The sequence below is a fragment of the Sphingobacterium sp. SGG-5 genome, from assembly GCF_011043525.1.
Taxonomy (GTDB): Bacteria; Bacteroidota; Bacteroidia; order Sphingobacteriales; family Sphingobacteriaceae; genus Sphingobacterium.
The window spans coordinates 55,420-73,444 of record NZ_JAAKGO010000009.1; the positions used below are offsets into that span (position 1 = coordinate 55,420).

Annotated in this window: 20 protein-coding genes and 1 tRNA gene; 7 read left to right on the plus strand and 14 right to left on the minus strand. The window is 43.0% G+C overall.

Going from position 1 to position 18,025, the window contains the following annotated elements; all coding sequences use genetic code 11:
• The first annotated feature begins 21 nt into the window (after positions 1–21).
• Both G5B30_RS14210 and G5B30_RS14215 read left to right on the plus strand, forming a co-directional pair.
• Positions 22–885: an MbnP family protein gene (locus G5B30_RS14210; RefSeq protein WP_165320664.1), complete on the plus strand. Its 864-nt coding sequence runs from the start codon at positions 22–24 to the stop codon at positions 883–885.
• A 66-nt stretch (positions 886–951) separates the two neighbouring features.
• Positions 952–1,974 carry a cytochrome-c peroxidase gene (locus G5B30_RS14215; RefSeq protein ID WP_165320665.1) on the plus strand — a complete coding sequence of 341 codons (1,023 nt, stop codon included), beginning with the start codon at positions 952–954 and terminating at the stop codon, positions 1,972–1,974.
• Between the two features lie 134 nt (positions 1,975–2,108).
• On the opposite strand, the gene G5B30_RS14220 is transcribed toward G5B30_RS14215, so the two are convergent.
• The 11 genes from G5B30_RS14220 to G5B30_RS14270 form a co-directional block, all read right to left on the minus strand.
• Positions 2,109–2,549 carry a type II toxin-antitoxin system VapC family toxin gene (locus tag G5B30_RS14220; RefSeq protein WP_165320666.1) on the minus strand — a complete coding sequence of 147 codons (441 nt, stop codon included), beginning with the start codon at positions 2,547–2,549 and terminating at the stop codon, positions 2,109–2,111.
• A gap of 2 nt (positions 2,550–2,551) precedes the next feature.
• Complete coding sequence (locus G5B30_RS14225) at positions 2,552–2,770, minus strand: hypothetical protein (protein WP_165320667.1); 219 nt, start codon at positions 2,768–2,770, stop codon at positions 2,552–2,554.
• 161 nt (positions 2,771–2,931) lie between these two features.
• Positions 2,932–3,261 carry a metal-sulfur cluster assembly factor gene (locus tag G5B30_RS14230; protein WP_165320668.1) on the minus strand — a complete coding sequence of 110 codons (330 nt, stop codon included), beginning with the start codon at positions 3,259–3,261 and terminating at the stop codon, positions 2,932–2,934.
• 262 nt (positions 3,262–3,523) lie between these two features.
• Positions 3,524–4,447 (minus strand): iron-sulfur cluster repair di-iron protein, encoded by a 924-nt coding sequence (gene ric, locus G5B30_RS14235; protein ID WP_165320669.1) that lies wholly within the window; start codon positions 4,445–4,447, stop codon positions 3,524–3,526.
• A 131-nt stretch (positions 4,448–4,578) separates the two neighbouring features.
• Positions 4,579–5,349: an ABC transporter permease subunit gene (locus G5B30_RS14240; RefSeq protein WP_165320670.1), complete on the minus strand. Its 771-nt coding sequence runs from the start codon at positions 5,347–5,349 to the stop codon at positions 4,579–4,581.
• The gene (locus G5B30_RS14245; protein ID WP_165320671.1) at positions 5,342–6,079 is read right to left on the minus strand and encodes an ABC transporter ATP-binding protein; all 738 of its coding nucleotides are present in this window, start codon (positions 6,077–6,079) and stop codon (positions 5,342–5,344) included. The genes G5B30_RS14240 and G5B30_RS14245 overlap by 8 nt, the downstream gene beginning before the upstream one ends.
• Entirely contained in the window at positions 6,076–7,326 is a 1,251-nt protein-coding gene (locus tag G5B30_RS14250; protein ID WP_165320672.1) for a nitrous oxide reductase family maturation protein NosD, read from the minus strand. Before G5B30_RS14250 ends, G5B30_RS14245 begins: the two co-directional genes overlap by 4 nt.
• Positions 7,327–7,337: 11 nt before the next feature.
• Positions 7,338–7,781 carry a nitrous oxide reductase accessory protein NosL gene (locus G5B30_RS14255; protein WP_165320673.1) on the minus strand — a complete coding sequence of 148 codons (444 nt, stop codon included), beginning with the start codon at positions 7,779–7,781 and terminating at the stop codon, positions 7,338–7,340.
• Positions 7,778–8,380, minus strand: a complete 603-nt coding sequence (locus G5B30_RS14260; RefSeq protein ID WP_165320674.1) for a hypothetical protein — start codon at positions 8,378–8,380, stop codon at positions 7,778–7,780. The genes G5B30_RS14255 and G5B30_RS14260 overlap by 4 nt, the downstream gene beginning before the upstream one ends.
• Before the next feature lie 22 nt (positions 8,381–8,402).
• On the minus strand, positions 8,403–10,385 hold the full coding sequence (nosZ, locus tag G5B30_RS14265; RefSeq protein ID WP_165320675.1) for a Sec-dependent nitrous-oxide reductase: 1,983 nt from the start codon (positions 10,383–10,385) through the stop codon (positions 8,403–8,405).
• A 35-nt stretch (positions 10,386–10,420) separates the two neighbouring features.
• The gene (locus tag G5B30_RS14270; RefSeq protein WP_165320676.1) at positions 10,421–10,888 is read right to left on the minus strand and encodes a c-type cytochrome; all 468 of its coding nucleotides are present in this window, start codon (positions 10,886–10,888) and stop codon (positions 10,421–10,423) included.
• Positions 10,889–11,153: 265 nt separating this feature from the next.
• Between G5B30_RS14270 and G5B30_RS14275 the strand changes: the two genes are divergently transcribed.
• Positions 11,154–11,774: a Crp/Fnr family transcriptional regulator gene (locus G5B30_RS14275; RefSeq protein WP_165320677.1), complete on the plus strand. Its 621-nt coding sequence runs from the start codon at positions 11,154–11,156 to the stop codon at positions 11,772–11,774.
• 9 nt (positions 11,775–11,783) lie between these two features.
• Positions 11,784–13,034, plus strand: a complete 1,251-nt coding sequence (locus G5B30_RS14280; RefSeq protein ID WP_165320678.1) for a hypothetical protein — start codon at positions 11,784–11,786, stop codon at positions 13,032–13,034.
• A 38-nt stretch (positions 13,035–13,072) separates the two neighbouring features.
• On the opposite strand, the gene G5B30_RS14285 is transcribed toward G5B30_RS14280, so the two are convergent.
• Together G5B30_RS14285 and G5B30_RS14290 are read right to left on the minus strand one after the other, a co-directional pair.
• On the minus strand, positions 13,073–13,252 hold the full coding sequence (locus G5B30_RS14285; protein WP_165320679.1) for a spore protein: 180 nt from the start codon (positions 13,250–13,252) through the stop codon (positions 13,073–13,075).
• Between the two features lie 42 nt (positions 13,253–13,294).
• Positions 13,295–13,365: transfer RNA gene (locus tag G5B30_RS14290), tRNA-Cys, on the minus strand.
• 424 nt (positions 13,366–13,789) lie between these two features.
• Between G5B30_RS14290 and G5B30_RS14300 the strand changes: the two genes are divergently transcribed.
• The 3 genes from G5B30_RS14300 (at position 13,790) to lipA (ending at position 17,217) form a co-directional block, all read left to right on the plus strand.
• On the plus strand, positions 13,790–14,425 hold the full coding sequence (locus G5B30_RS14300; protein WP_165320681.1) for a porin family protein: 636 nt from the start codon (positions 13,790–13,792) through the stop codon (positions 14,423–14,425).
• Between the two features lie 83 nt (positions 14,426–14,508).
• Positions 14,509–15,168 (plus strand): porin family protein, encoded by a 660-nt coding sequence (locus G5B30_RS14305; protein WP_165320682.1) that lies wholly within the window; start codon positions 14,509–14,511, stop codon positions 15,166–15,168.
• 1,167 nt (positions 15,169–16,335) lie between these two features.
• Entirely contained in the window at positions 16,336–17,217 is an 882-nt protein-coding gene (gene lipA, locus G5B30_RS14310) for a lipoyl synthase (protein ID WP_165320683.1), read from the plus strand.
• A 9-nt stretch (positions 17,218–17,226) separates the two neighbouring features.
• Here the strand turns inward: lipA and G5B30_RS14315 are convergent, their stop codons facing one another.
• Positions 17,227–17,928 carry a YjjG family noncanonical pyrimidine nucleotidase gene (locus G5B30_RS14315; protein ID WP_165320684.1) on the minus strand — a complete coding sequence of 234 codons (702 nt, stop codon included), beginning with the start codon at positions 17,926–17,928 and terminating at the stop codon, positions 17,227–17,229.
• Between the last annotated feature and the right edge of the window lie 97 nt (positions 17,929–18,025).

An 18,025-nucleotide genomic window follows, 5' to 3' on the forward strand; every position in this document is an offset into this window, starting at 1 on the left:
AAAATTAAAATAAATATTATCATGAAAACATTAACAACATATTTTGCTTTATGTATTGGATTAGCCTTATTTGTATCTTGTAACGACAAAGAAGATCCTGTGGCCAATAGTATTACCTTGCATTTCAACAATACATTTGGAGACGAGACCATAGTACTCGGAGATGCTATATCAGCTACTGCCACGGAAAACACCTCGGCAGAAGGACAGATCCATCATTTTTCAGAACTGAAATATGTCATTAGCAATATCCGTCTCATCAAAGCAGATGGTGGCGAATTTCCTTATCATATCAACGACCTGGACAAGGGCGCTACGGTTGTAAATCATGCAAAACCACAGACGTTGGATTATGTGTTGAGTAATATACCTACAGGGGGGTACAAACAGATCAAATTTGGATTAGGGGTGAAGCAAGACTTAAATACGCTCGACGAAGTCCGATTCCCTAAGTTCTATTCTGCTGCAGGGGAGAACGATACGGAGATGATGTGGGAATGGGGCGCAGGATATCGCTTCACAAAGATCGAGGGCTTCTATGATACGGACAACAAAGAGCTTTCAATCCATACGGGTAGTACGGTAGAGGGAGAGGAAGGCTCGTATACACAAGGCGTTGACGCTTATCGGGATATTATCTTAGATCTAAATACGAATGCAGTGGTTGGTAGCACAGCTCCACGGATTATAATCAAAGCGGATTTTGACAAACTGTTGAGTGGAAAGACCAATACGATTACATTGACAACAGGCACAGGTATGGGAGACAACGCTACGCCAAACATCCACACAGCAGCCCAGATGGTCACATTTGTCGATAATTTGGGGGGAGATGGTACAAGTGATATTTCGGGAATGTTTTCTATCCAAAGTGTGGAAGATTAAAGTGATGAAGGTGTTAAAAAATAGTTATCTCATCGAAATGACGTTGTAGAAAGCTTGTATTCGTAAATGAAAAATATACTCGGCCTATTATCTATCTTTCTACTGTTACTATCCTGTAACAGAGAGGATAGCATTGCGCCAGAGCCTTACGACAATCCCGAAATCCCGCTGGATATACCTGCGGGATTTCCGTCGTTGAATCCTGCAGTCGAGAAAAATAGACCTACCAAATACGGTGTGGAGTTGGGCGAAAAACTTTTCCACGAAAATAAATTCAGCATCAATAATTCGATTTCCTGCGCCAGTTGCCACAAGCGGGGTAGTGCTTTTGCGGATAATGAGGTGCAGGCCGTAGGGGTCTATGGTCGCGTTAGTCTTCGGAATACGCCACCCATCCAAAACCTGGCGTTTATGAAGTTTTATAATTGGGACGGGAGCAAACTTCGGTTGGAAAATCAGCCATTGGTACCAATCATCACGCACGAGGAGATGAATTCTTCCATTGTGGAAGTCATCAACAAACTCGCCGTCGATCACGTATATAGACATTTGTTCATGAAAGCATATGGGGATGATGCGATTACCGCTGATCGGATTTATCGGAGTCTGGCGCAATACCAATACACATTAATTTCTGCCAACAGTAAATATGACAACGTAAGGCGTAACGAGGGTGAGACGTTTACCGAAAGCGAAGCACGGGGCTATCAAGCGTTCCAGACGAAATGTGAAAGCTGTCATAGCACAGAGCTGTTTACAGACCAAAGTTTCAGAAATGTAGGGTTTCCTGTAAATCCGAGCACCGAAGAAGCAGGACGCGCCAGAGTCACAGGGATACCGGCAGACTTAATGAGCTTTCGCGTTCCGTCTCTAAGAAATGCCGAGTATACCGCTCCTTACGGTAGTTTTGGTCAATTTTCAACGTTAAAAGCGGTGTTAGATTACTTTGATAATGGTGTATTGGAGGCTGATAACCTTGATCCCATTTTGAAAGAGCAGGACAATCGGATCCCGATGACCGAACAAGAAAAACAAGATATAATTGCTTTTATTAAAACATTAAGTGATGAAGCGTTTGTCGGAAAGTAAATAGCTTGGCCAGTTCTTTTGCTATTAAGGCATATTCAACTGTTCTTTTCCGGCATCCGAGATCCTATCAAAATTCCATTCGGGTTTTCATACCCAGCTGATGGAAGGTTAGATGTTGTTTCACTATGAGGTAATTATCCTGGTACCCTGATAGTTTGGACTTCCATGAATACGTCATTTAGGTGGGTAAAGTCTTTATCTGCGGTAATGAGTTTCAGTCCGAGCAAAGCTGCTGTTGATGCGATCCAAAGATCATTCTTTCCCATATTTCTAGGTGTAGTAAAGGGGTAATGTGAAAATAATGGATTTCTGCGTTGAGAGTAGTTGTCTATCTGTGTATACGTGTCGACTAAATTTTCGTTTATCTCAATAATGACCGCTTCATCTAATATATTATGAATAACTTGCCATTTCTTTATACCCCAATTGTGTCGTAGAGCAAGTGATTTTAGCTCGGCTATAGAAACAATGGAAATAAAAATTTTCCTATTATCCGGATTAATTTCATCAATTAATTTTTGCTGATGATCCTTAGCTAATAGAATTAGAATATTAGTGTCAAATAGAAGGTTCACAGCTACTCCTTAAGTTGTTCAAGTGCGTCTGTTGCCTCTTTTCTGGTTAAAAAGGCATCTTTGGGTAGTTTTTTAAGATTTTCAGAAATGTTCTCTGGTTTTTTGCTCAAGCGATTGGCCAAAGCGGTAGTCCCTCCTGCAGCTATAATATCATTAATTGAATAAGATTTGTAGCCTGGAAATAATATGTTTTTAGATTCTGTTGTTGCTCTCTTGCCCATAAATTTACCCTCCTCTCTTCTACTTTGAAGTATGAATATTATACAAAAGTACAAAAAAATCTAAATGGAATCTTATTTGGATAGTGTCTTCTGCGTGATACATGCCAATAAAGCCATGATAGTCGAGAAAACACGGAAATTTTCACATTAAATAACGGTTATTAAAGCATATTCAACTGTTCTTTTCCGGCATCCGAGATCCTATCAAAATTCCATTCGGGTTCCCATACCAGCTGAATGGAAGCTGTTCGGTCAGGGAAGGCGTCGCTGAGGACATTCAGCACGCCTTGCTCGATAGCGTGGCCCATGGGACAATAGGGGGTGGAGAGGGTCATCTGTACGAGGATCTCCCCGGGAGTAGAAAAGATGACCTCATAAATAAGTCCCATATCCACGATATTGATATTGAGCTCAGGGTCCATGACTTGCATCAAGGCGACCTGAGCCTTTAATTGTTCCTGTGCATAGGGGTTATTTAGTTGTATTTCCATGGCCTAAATTTATTCCTATCATTCTTTTGATAACCAAGAGATGTAAAAAGGTCATCTCAATGTCATTTCGACCAGAGGGAGAAATCTATGGATAAAATTTAATTAACTAATTTTCAGAAAGTTGAAAAATTTCTTAACCATAGATTTATCTTTGATGAGCCCTCCGGGGTTCTCGTCGTGTCTCCTCGAAATGACGATGTAATTGACTTTTTTGGATTGTGCCCGGTCAGAGGCTGTCATACGTCGTCGTATAGCATGATTTTTAGTTTTGAGACAGTGCTATTGCTTTGGGGAACAGTACATTGTTTTCTAAATGAATATGTTGGAACAGATCATTCTCAAACTCTTTAATCTTTTCAAACAGATAGGTATACGAATTGCAGGCATTTGCCGGAAGTTTGTAATCCCGAGTCAACGCCCTGAACTGACGCAATTCGTTCCCTGCATCTTCATGTTCCTCTTCCATCGTAGCAATAGTTTCTTTGATATGGGAGGGCTGAAGTTGTCCGCCGGATACCAGCTGTTTAATCACGGGAAAGAGTTTTTCATCTTCGGTTTTTACGTGATTATAGAGATCAGCCATAAACGCGTGCATACCTTCTGCTAAGGCGAGTAACTCGCGGTGCTCCGAGCCGTGGCGCATGGCGACTTTATCGGCCAACTGTTCGATGATTGGTCCCTGTTCACGCACGTATTTGTGGTGTACATTGTGAATGTAGTCGGAAAGGAAAGCGAGATCCCAACTGTCAAAGTCATGTGCTATAGAACCGTGCGCCTGCTGTTCGGCGCGTGCGAGTTGATCCTTCAATTCTTGCTCGTTTAACCCTACGCTTTCTGCAGCTTCTTGGAGTGATTTCTTTCCGCCGCAGCAAAAGTCTATCCCCAGTTTCTTAAATACGTCGGCCTTGCGTATATCTTTCGCCGCAATGGATCCCACCGTATCTTCTTGTACAGCGGCAGGTTTGGTGATCCGTATGCGCCACCATTCCGGTCCGTTTTCGACATACTCCCACGTGAAAATGTTGCCTCGCTCACCGAGAAGTTGGTAGTAAAGCGGTTTAGGATCGTGATCGTTCAGGATTTCGAAAGCTTCGCCTTGCACGAGTGCATCAAAATGTTCGAAAATAGTAGGATGTTTCAATCGAGGTTCGATCTGTGTGACATTTAATTGTGCTGTTTTTATCATGACTTGCTGTTTTTATATTGTAATAACTTGACTTCCTTTTTGCGTACAGTACAAATTTACAGAGTATATAAAGCACGTTTTATGCGTCCGCGCATAATACGGAACAAGCCTGTCAAAATGATGTCAGTTTCCTACAGATCTTTTCGCTTAAAATACCGGACGGATAATCCTACCGGAATAGCAATCCAGAGTAACATGACGATTAGCGTTAGAGACATTCCTCCGCCGGTTCCAAAGAACTCCCGGAAGATGGCACCTGTATAACCCATCATGGCAGAGAGATCTATTTCCAATAGGATCAATATGCGTGTGATATCAATTGGATTAAGCATAGAAATGCCGATCATGATATTTTCGATGGGATAGTCGGCAAATTGAAAAAGCAGAAATAATAAGAGAGCGTCAAAGATCAATGCAAAATATAACCATAAAATAATGGCTAAGCCAATACCTTTTGACTTATCCCGTATGCGTACAGCGGTCCATAGGGCTATGGAGACAAAAATAAGCGATAAAAGTAACCCCCCGGCTATCAACATCAGCCCGGAGGGGCTACTGGCGTACAATAAAGTCGGAACGCCGACGCCGATGAAGAAGGAGAGTAACATAACGGCCCCAAGTCCCAGGAATATGCTGAACCAGATGCTTTGTCTTTTTAGCGGTTGACTGACGAGCAAGGCTATAAATTCCGCACTGTTGTAAAGGTATATCGTCGAAAAGATGATACTGACCAGCGGAACGACAAAGAGGACGACATGAAGTAAACTGGCTATACTTTTGTCCGCATTGTCTTCCATCATGAAGATGCCCAAGGATAAGGCAAGCAACAATACCGTATAGCCTACTATCGTACGGTTTCGAAGGAGGTCGGTGATGACATATTTGACGATTTTATTATTCATGGGAAATTACTGTTGGAACGGCTTGTTTGTTAGACATGATAGCTGCAATAGCCTTTGATAACTTATCTGTGGCTGTCTCTGTTTTTAAATCGATCAGTGATTTGTGAAAGATGACCTTGCCATCTTGCATGTAGATAATCTGGGAGACTAAATCATCCAGGTCGCTTAATATATGGGATGTGATGATAATAAGTTTGTTCTTCTCTCTTTCGCGTAGGATTTTCTCTTTCAGTATCTCGGTCGAGAGCGGATCGAGTCCTGCAGTAGGTTCATCCAGGATCAGCACTTTGGGGTTAAACATAAAAGCGAGGCAGGCACTTACTTTTTGGCGGGTACCACCAGACAGGGTACGCATACGCTTATTCCGTATTTGGCCGAGGGCAAATTTCTCGTAAAGTTCGGTATCCAACTGATTTTCGGGCACGCGACGGATATCCTTCATCATGTCCAGTACCTGACCAATCGTCATATTTTCAGGATATTCACCGATCTGTGGCATATACCCGATATCGTTGCGGTAGGCCCACTCCCGACCGATATCCTTACCTTGAAAATAGATGCTTCCCGCACTGGGAACGACCATGCCGAGGACCGACTTAATTAAGGTCGTCTTGCCACTGCCGTTGGGGCCTATCAGTGCTATACATTGCCCACCATCCAGAGAAAGGTTAATAGCCTCAAGCACCTGCAGCTTACCAAAACGCTTATATAATTGTTCGATTTTAATCATAGTATCACCGATTTCATAAGTGGCTTATCGTCTTTGAGCTTTTCTGGCGTAAGACTGGGGAACATTTTTTCACTGCGGTCAAACAAGGTGACCATAAAGCTTCTGAAAAGTAGCATAACCGTGGGATACCGTTCCACGAGCATGGAGAAAAGGCTGACCGGATGATGCGGCACATCGCCTATACCATTCTTATCCAGATCGTATCCCTCATATTTATCCCAATAGTTGCCATCAAATGTGTTGGCTATTCGACCGCCATTTGTAGCAATGTCGAATGTATTCTGCACAAAATTGTTTTTTGTGAGTGTATTATCCATGCAACTGGTCATGATCTTGATGGCCCACCCGTTGTTTTCAAATCGGTTTTCAAGTATCTGTACGCGATTGCTGCCTTCCATAAATATTGCTGTCGTATTCTTAACGAAGATATTGTGCTGGATATGGCTATCCGTAATATCTTTCAGTAGCAAGCCATAAGCGGCGTCTCCCCAGTTTTCTTCGAAGATGTTACGTTCCATGCGGACATGTTTGGTGTACATGACGGCAACACCTGCTCCGTTGGCCCTAAAGGTGTTGGAATAATAAGCATTGTTGTGCGAAAACATAAAATGCAGACCATACCGTAGATTATTGCTGGATAGATTATCCTCTACTTGTGTATGGGTAACAAATTCGAGGTAAATACCATCACGATGCCCAATGATTTCATTGCCCACGATGGTCAGGCTGTCGCTCTTCCAAGCGTGGATACCGTTTCCGATATACTGTTCAGCTTTTCCGTAAGCGCGGAGACGATTATTTTTGATCAGGCAATTTTTGGAGCCTTGGGAGTAAATACCAAAAAAATTGTTATCCAGGATATTGTCCTGAATAGTCACACGGCTACTGTTGTAGATTTTAATACCGGCCATGTCTACCATGGAGGATTGACCGGAATTCTTGATGGTAAAGCCCTGTACTGTAACGTCGGAAGCCCGTATAGAAATGGGTTCGTACTTATGCTGCCCGTCGATAACAGGGCCGTCCTTGCCGATTAAAACGATACCTTTGGTGATGTTGATATTACCTTCCTGATAAATACCCCCATGCACGATAAGGGTATCGCCGGGATTAGCCAGCGCCACAGCCGCCTGAATGGATTTGTTTGCTTGTCGCTGGCCCACTTCGATCGTCTTGGCGTGGACTGCACCGCTGATCACCCATAACCCGACGGATATACGCCATACAAACGACAGCCTGTTTCTCATATCAACGCCTTTTATTTCCAAAGACCATCCCACGTCATAACAGTTCCACCGATTTCATTTAAGGTTTGCTCCAGGGCATCCTTTGTCGAGAAAGCAGCAATGTCGCCACGCATAGGGCTTTTTAAGGCTTCACTTTTTAAGTAAAATAGATCTTTAGCCGGTAAAAGCTTTTTGGTATTAAAGTCCGGGACGTAGAATGCAGCAATGTCCTCAGGAGTTACCTGCTTTTCTTTGGCAAATGAAATCATACATTGGATGTCGTCAAAATTATAAGCGCGTCCCTTTTTGGTCAACAATTGTGTCCCAAATCGGGCATCACTAACCGTCATTTTGCAATAGGCACATTGGTCTTTACCATATCGAATAGGCTTAGGACCTGCACTCGTGGTGCAAGCTTGGACACAGATAAAGAGAAATAAGACAGACGCATATAAGATTAGTGTATACTTTTTCATGTTGTGCTGTTTTTGAGTTTTTTGTGCAATAAGAATTCTTTGCCTGTACAATAGGCTAAGAGTAAGCCGACGCCAATAAAGATCCAACCCCCGGTATCTGGTATGGAAAAAGCAAGGAAGTTGAGCAATTGCTTTGACCCGATTAACGGCGGCTGATAAGCCATACCCGGTACAATGATGGGCGCGTTTGGATCCAAGTTATGGCCATACTCATATAACCACCGGTAAAAGTCAACCATAGAGACGATTCCAAACAGTATAAAAGCGCCCATAAGTATATACACGAATTTGCGTCGCGCCAAAAGCCCCACTACTATAAAGAAAAAACCATATACCCCGATAATGTAGGGTAAGACTGTAAATTCGATAAAATCATCCGCATGCAGTACTTGCATACCGATGTAATGGTTCAGCCCGTTAATGATCTCAACCTGCCCGCCCAGCTTGTAGCTGTAAATATGCATTTCGAGGCCTTCCGGATATTGTGGAGCAATCAGCTCGATACGCCATATCGGCAGTACGATGACGGCAAAGAGTGCTATACCCCCTAAGAGGAGTATAGCACGGCTAAGCTTTGATATCTTTTGATAATTTTTCACATTATTCTGTTTCTGTTGCGATCTATTCTGCTGTCCGCGGTTCACCGGTATAGCTCATAAGTGGTACATTGCTTCCTTTCGGCGAAACCCGAACATACCCGGACATTTCCTGGTGCAATGCCGAACAGAAGTCAGTACAATAGAAGGGAAATATACCGGTACGATCGGGCACCCATTTCAATGTTGTTGTTTCGCCCGGCATGACGAGTAATTCCGAATTTCTTGCGCCCTTGATGGCAAATCCGTGTGGCATATCCCAGTCCTGCTCAATGTTGGTGACGTGGAAATGTACTTCATCGCCAAGCTGTATGCCTTCAATAACATCAGGGGTCAGGTGCGAACGGATAGCTGTCATATATACCCGTACAATATTACCGTCACGTTCTACCCGCGCATCGCCTTCACCGTTGGTTTTGTGCGGGTGGTTGTTGGCATTGATGTCATATATTTTCACGGATTTTTCCATCAGCATATCAGCCGGAATGGTTTGCGCGTAATGTGGCTCTCCAATGGTCGGGAAGTCAAGCAACAGCTCCATCTTTTCACCACTGATATCAAACAGCTGTGCGCTGTGGCAAAGCTCCGGTCCTGTTGGCAAGAAGCGGTCTTTGGTGATTTTGTTAAAAGCGACCAAATACTTGCCGTAAGGTTTTTTGGAATTTCCACCGGCTACCATCAGGTGACCGACAGAATAATAAGTCGGTTGCCTGTCTATGATTTCCAATGTCTTTACATTCCATTTCACCACTTCCGAAGAGACGAAGAAAGAGGTATATGCGTTTCCTTTCTCGTCAAATTCAGTGTGCAAAGGGCCTAACCCTGGCTTCTGTACTTCACCATGTAATGCCGATTCATATTTTACCACAGGAATACCGTCGTAACGTTCGCCTTCGAAATCTTTGTCCGCGATAGCTTTTTGTAATTTTTCAAAGCTGAATACCGGAACCAGCGCTGCTAATTTCCCACTACCCACGATATACTCGCCTGTCGGGTTCACATCGGCACCGTGTGGCGATTTCGGACAAGGGATAAGATAGGCCAGATCTTCAAAATCCGCAAGATCAAGCACGGTGACCTCGGTTTTTATTTCAGAAGTCGCCGCATGGGTATGTTCATCCCACTTGTTGTGGGCATAACGTACATTGGTTTGCTTGGTGCCCCGTCCAGCCTTAAAATATTCCTCTGCTTTTTTCCAGTTGATGGCCATGATGAAGTCTTTGTCGTTTTTAGACGCGTTGACTTCCAGTAAGGTATGGGCTTGCTCGGAATTGTAGCAGCTGATAAAGAGCCATCCGTTCGATACGCCTTTTCCGGCGCTGGACAAGTCGAAATTCAATCCCGGGGTTTTCAGCTGAAAAGCAATATCAAATTCACCGGTTTCCTTGTCAACACTGACGAAGCTGATGTGTCCTTTAAAGTTCTCTTTGTAGGAGCTGATCGGCACGTCGCCTCCGGGACCGTCTGGGGGTACGCTAAAGCGTGTGGCCGCAATAACATACTCTGAGTTTTCCGTCGTAAAAGGCGAACAGTGGTTACCGCCGGTATTCGGGATCTCGATGATTTCGTCGGTACGGAATGTCTGTAGATTGATACGTGCAAGACGCGGCGTATTGTTGGAGTTGGCAAACATCCACTTGCCGTCTGGCATACCATCGGTAAAAGAAGATTCAATGTGGTGTAAGTCATCCCATGGTACAAATCCATGAGAGGTCTCCAACATCGGTTTAGTTTCTTCACTAAATCCCCATCCTTTTTCGGGATCGACCGAGAAAACCGGAATGACGCGGAATAGACGCCCGCTCGGGAGACCATACACACTCATCTGACCACTGAAACCTCCAGAGACAAAGGTGTACAACTCGTCGTACTGCCCGGGAGGGATATACGTTCGCTGTGCAGCATCACCTGTAACGGTACTACCCGCTCCTTTGGGTCTGCATGCATGGAATGATGTGGTGACCACTGCGAGGGCCATGATCCACATAAGGTTTAGTCTTAAATTCATGGAATAAATCGTTTTAAAGGTTTTTTTATTTGATATTATTTTACACCATCATTTTGACGCATGAATTCGAGAATGCTGCGCGCATCATCATCCGATAGGTTCTGATTGGGCATGCGGACCAGACATATCTCCAACTGTGCCTGTAGTTCCGGATCTTTATCAATCATCGGATCGGGATTGGTAATAAAATTCATAATCCACTCCGGCTTATGTTTTTTAGAGACACCCGCCCAGCCTGGTCCTACTAATTTCTCTTCGGTGTATTTGTGGCAACTTGCACATTTTAAATCGGCTATCTTCTTTCCTTCCTCTGCCAAGGTTACATCCAGCTGCTCACCCACATCGACATGGTCAAACTTCCCTTCTCCACGGGTAGGGTCATAACTGTCGACAGATGGTGTCTCTTTTTCTGTCGTGGTAGCGGTGTTGTTGTTTTGTTGGTTGTTGGATGAGCAGGCGTAAACGATCATGCCTATTGCAAAAAAAACGATTAACTTCTTCATAATGGTTTTGTTTAATGAATATTCTCTCTTCTAATAAATGTTTCTTTTCTATATTCAACCTGATACAAAGGTATTTTTAAGTCACGCGATGATTTATGCGTTGAATCATAAACAAATATAAAAGCGTTTTGTTTTTAATGTATAATGTTGTTTATCAGTTATTTATGTTTTAATGATACTTGTCATGACGAATTGTGATACAGGTCAGTTTTGTATGCTGCTAAAAGAGGTAACTTTATATGATAATTAATAAATAGTCTTAACTATGAAGATTCCAATAGACTTACTTTTAGAAAGAGGAGCTACCTACCGTAAGGTGGAGACCGGGGATTTTATTTTTAATGAGGGTTCTCCGGCAACATTTTACTATCAGCTGACTTCCGGTCGGGTGCGATGGTGTAATATTATGGACGACGGTAGAGAAGTGTTGCATAAGGTGGTCTACCCTGGTGAAAGTTTTGGCGATTTTCCGCTTTTTGACGGTGGAAGTTATGCAGCGAGTGCGATTGCCGATTCCCCTTGTGTCATGTTGCGTTTGTCCGCTTCCACCTTTCGGGAACTTCTACGTCAATATCCTGAAATACATTTTAAGTTTACCGAATCGCTGGTGGCAGACTTACGCTTTAAATTTATGTTGACCAATTTGCTGCCTACCCACAGTCCCGAGGAAGTTATCGGTCACCTTATACAGTATTTCAATCAACAGGGAAAGTTGATCTGCCAAGATTGTAACCGGTTGATGATGACGAGGCAGCAGCTTGCTAATATGACCGGGATGCGGGTGGAAACAATTATCCGCACCATCAAACAGATGGAAAAGGATGAGAAGCTGAGTATCATAAAAGGAAAAGTATTTATTCCTTCGGATGGGATACAGGTAGATTAATAGATGTATATGGGACGATTTCTAGATAACCTCACCATAAGACGTTGGACGATTATAGGCCTACTGAATTTGGTACTGGTGTCCGGGTTTGGTCTGTTGATGCGTTTTAAAGTGTTGATGCCTCTTCCTTTTGTTGAGCAGAAACAAATCATGCATGCACATTCCCACTTTGCTTTTTCCGGGTGGTTGTCACACGTGCTGATGTTGTTATTTGTCATGGTTATAGGACGAAAAAGGGGAGGAGATGCATTACCTCGGAAATATCAGCTTATTCTGTTAGCTAACCTTGTTGTCTCCTATGGTATGCTGATTACTTTTACCTATCAGGGGTATGGGGGTTATTCGATTTTCTTTTCGACTTTATCTATTCTCCTCTCCTACGTTTTTGCCTACACAGCACGGCGGGATTTGCGAGTTTCGGATCTCAGCGGTGTTGTACGCAACTGGCTGAGTATGGCCCTCTTTTTTTTAGTGTTGTCTTCTTTGGGGACGTTTTACCTGGCGTATCTGGTGAAGACGGGAAATGTAGACTCCAGGCTTCAGCTTGCAGCGGTGTATTTTTTTCTGCATTTCCAATATAACGGTTGGTTTTTCTTTATGTGTATGGGGTTGGCCAACCATTGGCTGGACCAAGAAGGGGTGCAGCTACGCTATCGGAAAAGAGTTTTTCAGATATTTGCGTGGGCCTGTATCCCGGGGTACTTGTTGTCCGTCTTATGGTACAACCTGCCTATGTGGTTGTATGTAGGGTTAGTGATTGTGGTGATTTTTCAGTTATCGGCCTGGACGCTGTGGTTACATGCCATTCGACAACAACTGAAGAAAATAAGATCGCGTATCAGTGTATCCATCGTGGCTTGGCTATTTTGTGCCGTATTACTTGCGGCGAGTATTAAATTCCTCTTGCAGACATTATCCGTCATACCATCACTCAGCAGTTTAGCCTATAGCTTTCGTCCTATTGTCGTAGGATACCTTCATCTGGTATTATTAGGGATTATTACATTTTTTATCCTTGCATTTATATTTCAGACTCAGATTGTTGCTGCGAGCCGAAAAGTTAATATTGCCGTGATCGGTTTTATGCTTGGGGTGGTGTTCAATGAGCTCCTGTTATTACTACAGGGTGCGGGAGGTATTCTGGGGATCTTTATACCTCATATTCCTCTCGGATTGGGTGCCGTGGCCGTAGTTCTTTTTATTTCGCTACTTGGGCTGTGGTGGGCAGTAGTATACGAATCAAAAAAGGATCTGCAGTGATGCAAATCCTCTTATCATGTTTCGATCGAAGGACAAACTTATTTTGCTTCTGCAGCAAGCTGGCTTAGTACTTCGTTGTTTTTTACGATCTGACTTTTCTTAGATAGCTTCGAACGTGAACCTAATTCCACATTACGGCCTAACTTCAAAAACTGAACCTCAAGACGTGCAGTAGTCTTGTTTCTCCTATCTTTTCTTTTTAAACGTGTAACTCCCATTTTATTTCTAATATTTTATTTTAACGACCTTTAAATTAAACGAGGTCGGAAGCGGATTCGAACCGCTGTAGGAGGTTTTGCAGACCTCTGCCTAGCCACTCGGCCATCCGACCATTCTCCGTTGAGAGACTGCAAAAGTAATGGTTATTTTTAATAATTACAATTCTTTTTTCTTCTGTATTTTTGTTTTTTGTCCTCTTGCCGGACAGGGTTGTCCTCTTGCCGGACGGGCAGGCACTTGGTATCGGCCAAGTGCCCAAGCCTTGTCGCTGCACTGGTTCGCGACCGCGGATCTTCCTTCCTGCCATCCGCGACCCACTGAGGCGACATTTTCAGGATTTGTACGGATTCTGCTTTTCTTATTTTCACTATTCGTGGAACGCTGTAGCTTTATAACCTCATAACCCCGTAACCTTATAACCTAAATACAAAAAAACACTGTGTATTAGCATCTTATGTTTCGTTTAACATTTTTTGATACTTTTTGGTCTAAAACTTGCAAGCCTTGAAGTGAATAATTTATTTAAACAGATCAAGATGAAAAAGATTGTATTAACATTGAGCGCAGCTATCCTGCTGGCTGTAGGAGCGCAGGCGCAGGTAGGTTTGGGATTGAAAGCGGGGGTTAATTTTCCTTCTTACAGTTATGGTGGATCGGATGAGTTGTCCGATACAAAATCCACAGTGAATTTCCATGTGACGGGCTATGTGGATGCACAGGTTGCCCCGGGATTTTATATACAGCCAGGACTTTCCCTGCAAGGTAAAGGAGCAAAGTTTGCCGAGGCAACAATTGGAGGTACCACATATGATGTCTCTCAAAATACGATGTGGTTAGATGTGCCCGTGAATTTTGTTGGTAAATTTGGTGGTTTGTTTGTAGGTGCAGGTCCTTATGTTGGGTTTGGACTGAGCGGTAAAAACAAGCTCAATAGCCAAGATGGAGAGGGTGACTTCTCTTCCACGACGTTGGACGAATTTTCTTTCGGTAAAGATGAAACATTAAAGGGAACGGACTTTGGTTTGAACTTTTTGGCGGGCTTTAAGTTAGGCAATGGATTATTATTACATGCAAATTACGGTCTGGGACTTACCAATATCGCAGGTGCAAAGAGCCTTGCCGATGAAATCAAAAACAGAGGATTCGCTGTAGGTATTGGTGTTGAGTTTTAATTTTTTATTAATTTTTGTAAAACTCCTTGTATATATCAAAAATTATATGGAGTTTTATTAAATTTTAATAAAAAATAGAAGTTATGAAAAAAATTTTACTATCATTAGGAGCAGCCTGTTTATTGGCTGTTGGTGCTCAGGCACAAGTTAGTTATGGTATCAAAGCCGGTGTGAACTTAGGTAAGTATGCTACCAGCTCATCGGGTGACGAGGTGGAACTAGATGATGAAGGAGTTAAACTTAATCCATCTTTCTACGTGACTGGGTATGCGGACATCAATGTTGCCCCCAATTTTTCTATTCAACCCGGTATCTCATTACAGGGAAAGGGACAAAAAGCAAAAATTGAAGAAGAAGGCGCATCATTTACAAGTACGAGAAATGTAATGTCGATTGAAATTCCGGTAAATGCGGTTTATTACATCCCTACAGGAGATGCCGGATCTGTGTTTTTAGGTGCGGGACCCTATGTAGGCTATGCAATTAGTGGAAAGGACAAATGGAAAGGAACCTTTGAGGGTGAAACCGAAACTGAGGATGACAAAATTGATTTCTCCGGCGATGATAAAGATATGAAAGCGTTTGATGCCGGTGTAAACTTTTTAGCTGGTTACAAATTGGCTAATGGGTTTTTGATCAATGTAGGCTATGGATTAGGTCTGACTAATCTTGCGCCAGATAATGATTTTGATATTAAAAGTTCTAACCGTGTATTATCTTTCGGAGTTGGTTTCCAATTCTAAGTAAATACATTGTTGTATCAAAAAGCCTCTTGTACTCACAAGGGGCTTTTTTGATGACCGTCCCACTATACTGCCGCATGATTGGTATATCATTATACCTCATCTTACAATACGAATAGTTCAAGCTACATCACTCCTGATCCACCTGTATATTACTTTGCCTGCGCATGCATCACCGATGACTCATCTTCATATACGGGCGGGTAAATATAGATCACCAATGTCCCATTTTAATACATGGATAGGTCAACTCAGATCACCGATGACCCATCTTCATGCGAGGATGAGTCAATATAGATTGACAATGACTCACCTTAACATACGGATAGGCGAAAGTAGATCACTCGCGGCTCATCCGTACATATTTGTGACACAACAGTACATACTTTTGGCTCATCAGTGATGTACAATGACTCATCGTTGATGCACAACCGTGAGCGTTTACTCACTAAAAAATCAGCTTTTAATAAGGTGTAAAGGCTGTTTTTACCTTAAAAACAGCAGGAAGGGGGCTATTTGGGTCACAAAAAAACGGCGTTGCACGCAAAATTGACGCAAATAACCCCCCTCTTTTAAAATATTTTTTGTATGGTTCCCTCGGGCCGGGAGGACCCTTCATTTTTTCATATTGTGTTTGCTTTCAAGGGCATTCAAGAGCTCTTCGAGGTTTTTTCTTGACAAAAAAACGAAGCAAAAAAGTCAAGGCTTGGATACTGTTACGCTAAAAATAGTTCAAAGTCCGGAATGTATTTGAGCCGTTCCGCTTCGCTACACTTCTTACATACATTCTTATCGGACTTCTCCTATTTTTTACGCTACAGCATCCTAGGCAGCTTTTCTTTAGACGGGTTAGATGTTAGTATTTATATGTTAGATTTGGTGGTTGGTGGAATAAGAATAGAATAGCAGAAATAAAAGCAATAGCCATACAACCACGAAAAATGTCGCCTTGGCAGATCGGCAATAGCAGGAAGGAAGATCCTTTGTGCCGAGATGGCACAGCGACGAGGTTATGGATTAGTGTTTGTTTTCAATGGTATCCATGAGCTCACTTCGTTCGGTTTTTGTTACTTTTTTGACGGCCAAAAAAGTAAAAGAAAGCCCCATCGCTGCTCCAGCGATAAAAAATGACCTCTAAAGTATTTGAAATATGTTTACCTTTGTAACATGATAGAACTTCCAGTAATACCTGCTCATCAGACCGAACGGAAGCCCGATTGGTTGCGTGTAAAATTACCCGTGGGGAAAGAATATCGTCATGTGCGTAGTCTGGTAGACGAACATAAGCTGCATACCATTTGTGAAAGTGGGAATTGCCCGAATATGGGGGAGTGTTGGGGAGCCGGTACGGCTACGTTCATGATCCTCGGTAATATCTGTACACGCTCCTGTTCGTTTTGCGCAGTAGCTACCGGAAGACCTTTGCCAGTGGATATGGATGAACCCAATCGTGTGGCAGCTTCTGTTAAATTGATGCAGGTAAAACACTGCGTCATCACATCAGTCGATCGTGATGATCTGAAAGACGGAGGATCTACCATCTGGGCCGAGACTATTCTGGCGATACGCCGGGAGAGTCCGGAAACGACGCTGGAGACCTTGATCCCGGACTTCAAGGGACAGTGGGAAAATCTGGATCGCGTATTGGCCGTACGTCCGGAGGTGGTATCACATAACCTTGAAACTGTGCGACGGTTGACCCGTGAGGTGCGTATCCAAGCGAAATACGACCGTTCACTGGATTGCCTACGACGGATTTCAGCAGCAGGTCTGCGCACAAAGTCAGGTATTATGTTAGGTTTGGGAGAGACAGAAGAGGATGTGATCGAAGCTATGCAAGATCTCTATGATGTGGGGGTACATATCATTACATTAGGACAGTACTTGCAGCCCACAAAGGCACATCATCCGGTCATTGACTGGATATCACCCGCTCAGTTTGAAAAATATAAAGAGATAGGTTTAAAGATAGGCTTTAAATATGTGGAGTCCGGTCCTTTGGTACGTTCATCTTACCATGCGGAAAGACACTTATTCGATATGCAATAGCGGCTGACTCTAAAAAATACTTTGCAGTTCTTTCAACCCCAAGACCATGTGGTCTACGTCTGCTGGTTTTTCTTTGCCTGTGACGTTGAAAAAGATAGCGTCCATACCTGCACGTAATGCCCCGCGGACGTCGGCCTCGATGTTGTCACCGATCATGACGGCTGTTTCTTTCTTTGCCTTCCCATTTTGAATAGCATGTTCAAAAATCCGCGGGTCAGGCTTGTTGATCCCAAAGACCTCCGAAATAACAATCGTTTTGAAATAGGAGGTGAGATTGCTATGTGCCAATTTTTTTTCACAAGCCTCCTTAAAGCCGTTCGAAATCAAGTGTAGGTTATACCTGCCCTGTAAATATTGCAGGGTCTCGTGGGCATGGGGAAATAGATTTGTCTTCGTAGGGCATATACGAAGATAGTCTTCTTCAAATTGTGCGGGGAATAAGGTCGGATCAACACCGAGTTGCTCAAAAGTGTCTGAAAAACGAAGTTTCCGTAATGTCGGCTTTTCGATTTTACCATGGTGATAGAGATCCCATACCCGATGGTTGTTGGCGGTATAGGTTTCTATAAAGATATCGGGTGCTGTATGACCAAAAAGCTGATCGAAATTGTACTGAACATATAGATCTTTCAACGTCTCTTCTGCATTTTTATCGAAATCCCAAATCGTATGGTCTAAGTCAAAGAAAATATCTTTTTTGTAACTGAACATACACAAAGATACTACGCTTTCAGGTTTTATTATAAGTTGATTTTCTTATTTGTGTCATAAAATGTTGCATATTTTATTATGCAGGAGTATTTGTCTA

Excerpts from the sequence above, each read along its gene's own strand:
- G5B30_RS14210 (WP_165320664.1), top strand. The coding sequence starts at position 22 with ATGAAAACATTAACAACATATTTTGCTTTATGTATTGGATTAGCCTTA.
- G5B30_RS14215 (WP_165320665.1), top strand. The coding sequence starts at position 952 with ATGAAAAATATACTCGGCCTATTATCTATCTTTCTACTGTTACTATCC.
- G5B30_RS14225 (WP_165320667.1), bottom strand. The coding sequence starts at position 2,770 with ATGGGCAAGAGAGCAACAACAGAATCTAAAAACATATTATTTCCAGGC.
- G5B30_RS14230 (WP_165320668.1), bottom strand. The coding sequence starts at position 3,261 with ATGGAAATACAACTAAATAACCCCTATGCACAGGAACAATTAAAGGCT.
- ric (WP_165320669.1), bottom strand. The coding sequence starts at position 4,447 with ATGATAAAAACAGCACAATTAAATGTCACACAGATCGAACCTCGATTG.
- G5B30_RS14240 (WP_165320670.1), bottom strand. The coding sequence starts at position 5,349 with ATGAATAATAAAATCGTCAAATATGTCATCACCGACCTCCTTCGAAAC.
- G5B30_RS14245 (WP_165320671.1), bottom strand. The coding sequence starts at position 6,079 with ATGATTAAAATCGAACAATTATATAAGCGTTTTGGTAAGCTGCAGGTG.
- G5B30_RS14250 (WP_165320672.1), bottom strand. The coding sequence starts at position 7,326 with ATGAGAAACAGGCTGTCGTTTGTATGGCGTATATCCGTCGGGTTATGG.
- G5B30_RS14255 (WP_165320673.1), bottom strand. The coding sequence starts at position 7,781 with ATGAAAAAGTATACACTAATCTTATATGCGTCTGTCTTATTTCTCTTT.
- nosZ (WP_165320675.1), bottom strand. The coding sequence starts at position 10,385 with ATGAATTTAAGACTAAACCTTATGTGGATCATGGCCCTCGCAGTGGTC.
- G5B30_RS14270 (WP_165320676.1), bottom strand. The coding sequence starts at position 10,888 with ATGAAGAAGTTAATCGTTTTTTTTGCAATAGGCATGATCGTTTACGCC.
- G5B30_RS14275 (WP_165320677.1), top strand. The coding sequence starts at position 11,154 with ATGAAGATTCCAATAGACTTACTTTTAGAAAGAGGAGCTACCTACCGT.
- G5B30_RS14280 (WP_165320678.1), top strand. The coding sequence starts at position 11,784 with ATGGGACGATTTCTAGATAACCTCACCATAAGACGTTGGACGATTATA.
- G5B30_RS14285 (WP_165320679.1), bottom strand. The coding sequence starts at position 13,252 with ATGGGAGTTACACGTTTAAAAAGAAAAGATAGGAGAAACAAGACTACT.
- G5B30_RS14300 (WP_165320681.1), top strand. The coding sequence starts at position 13,790 with ATGAAAAAGATTGTATTAACATTGAGCGCAGCTATCCTGCTGGCTGTA.
- G5B30_RS14305 (WP_165320682.1), top strand. The coding sequence starts at position 14,509 with ATGAAAAAAATTTTACTATCATTAGGAGCAGCCTGTTTATTGGCTGTT.
- lipA (WP_165320683.1), top strand. The coding sequence starts at position 16,336 with ATGATAGAACTTCCAGTAATACCTGCTCATCAGACCGAACGGAAGCCC.
- G5B30_RS14315 (WP_165320684.1), bottom strand. The coding sequence starts at position 17,928 with ATGTTCAGTTACAAAAAAGATATTTTCTTTGACTTAGACCATACGATT.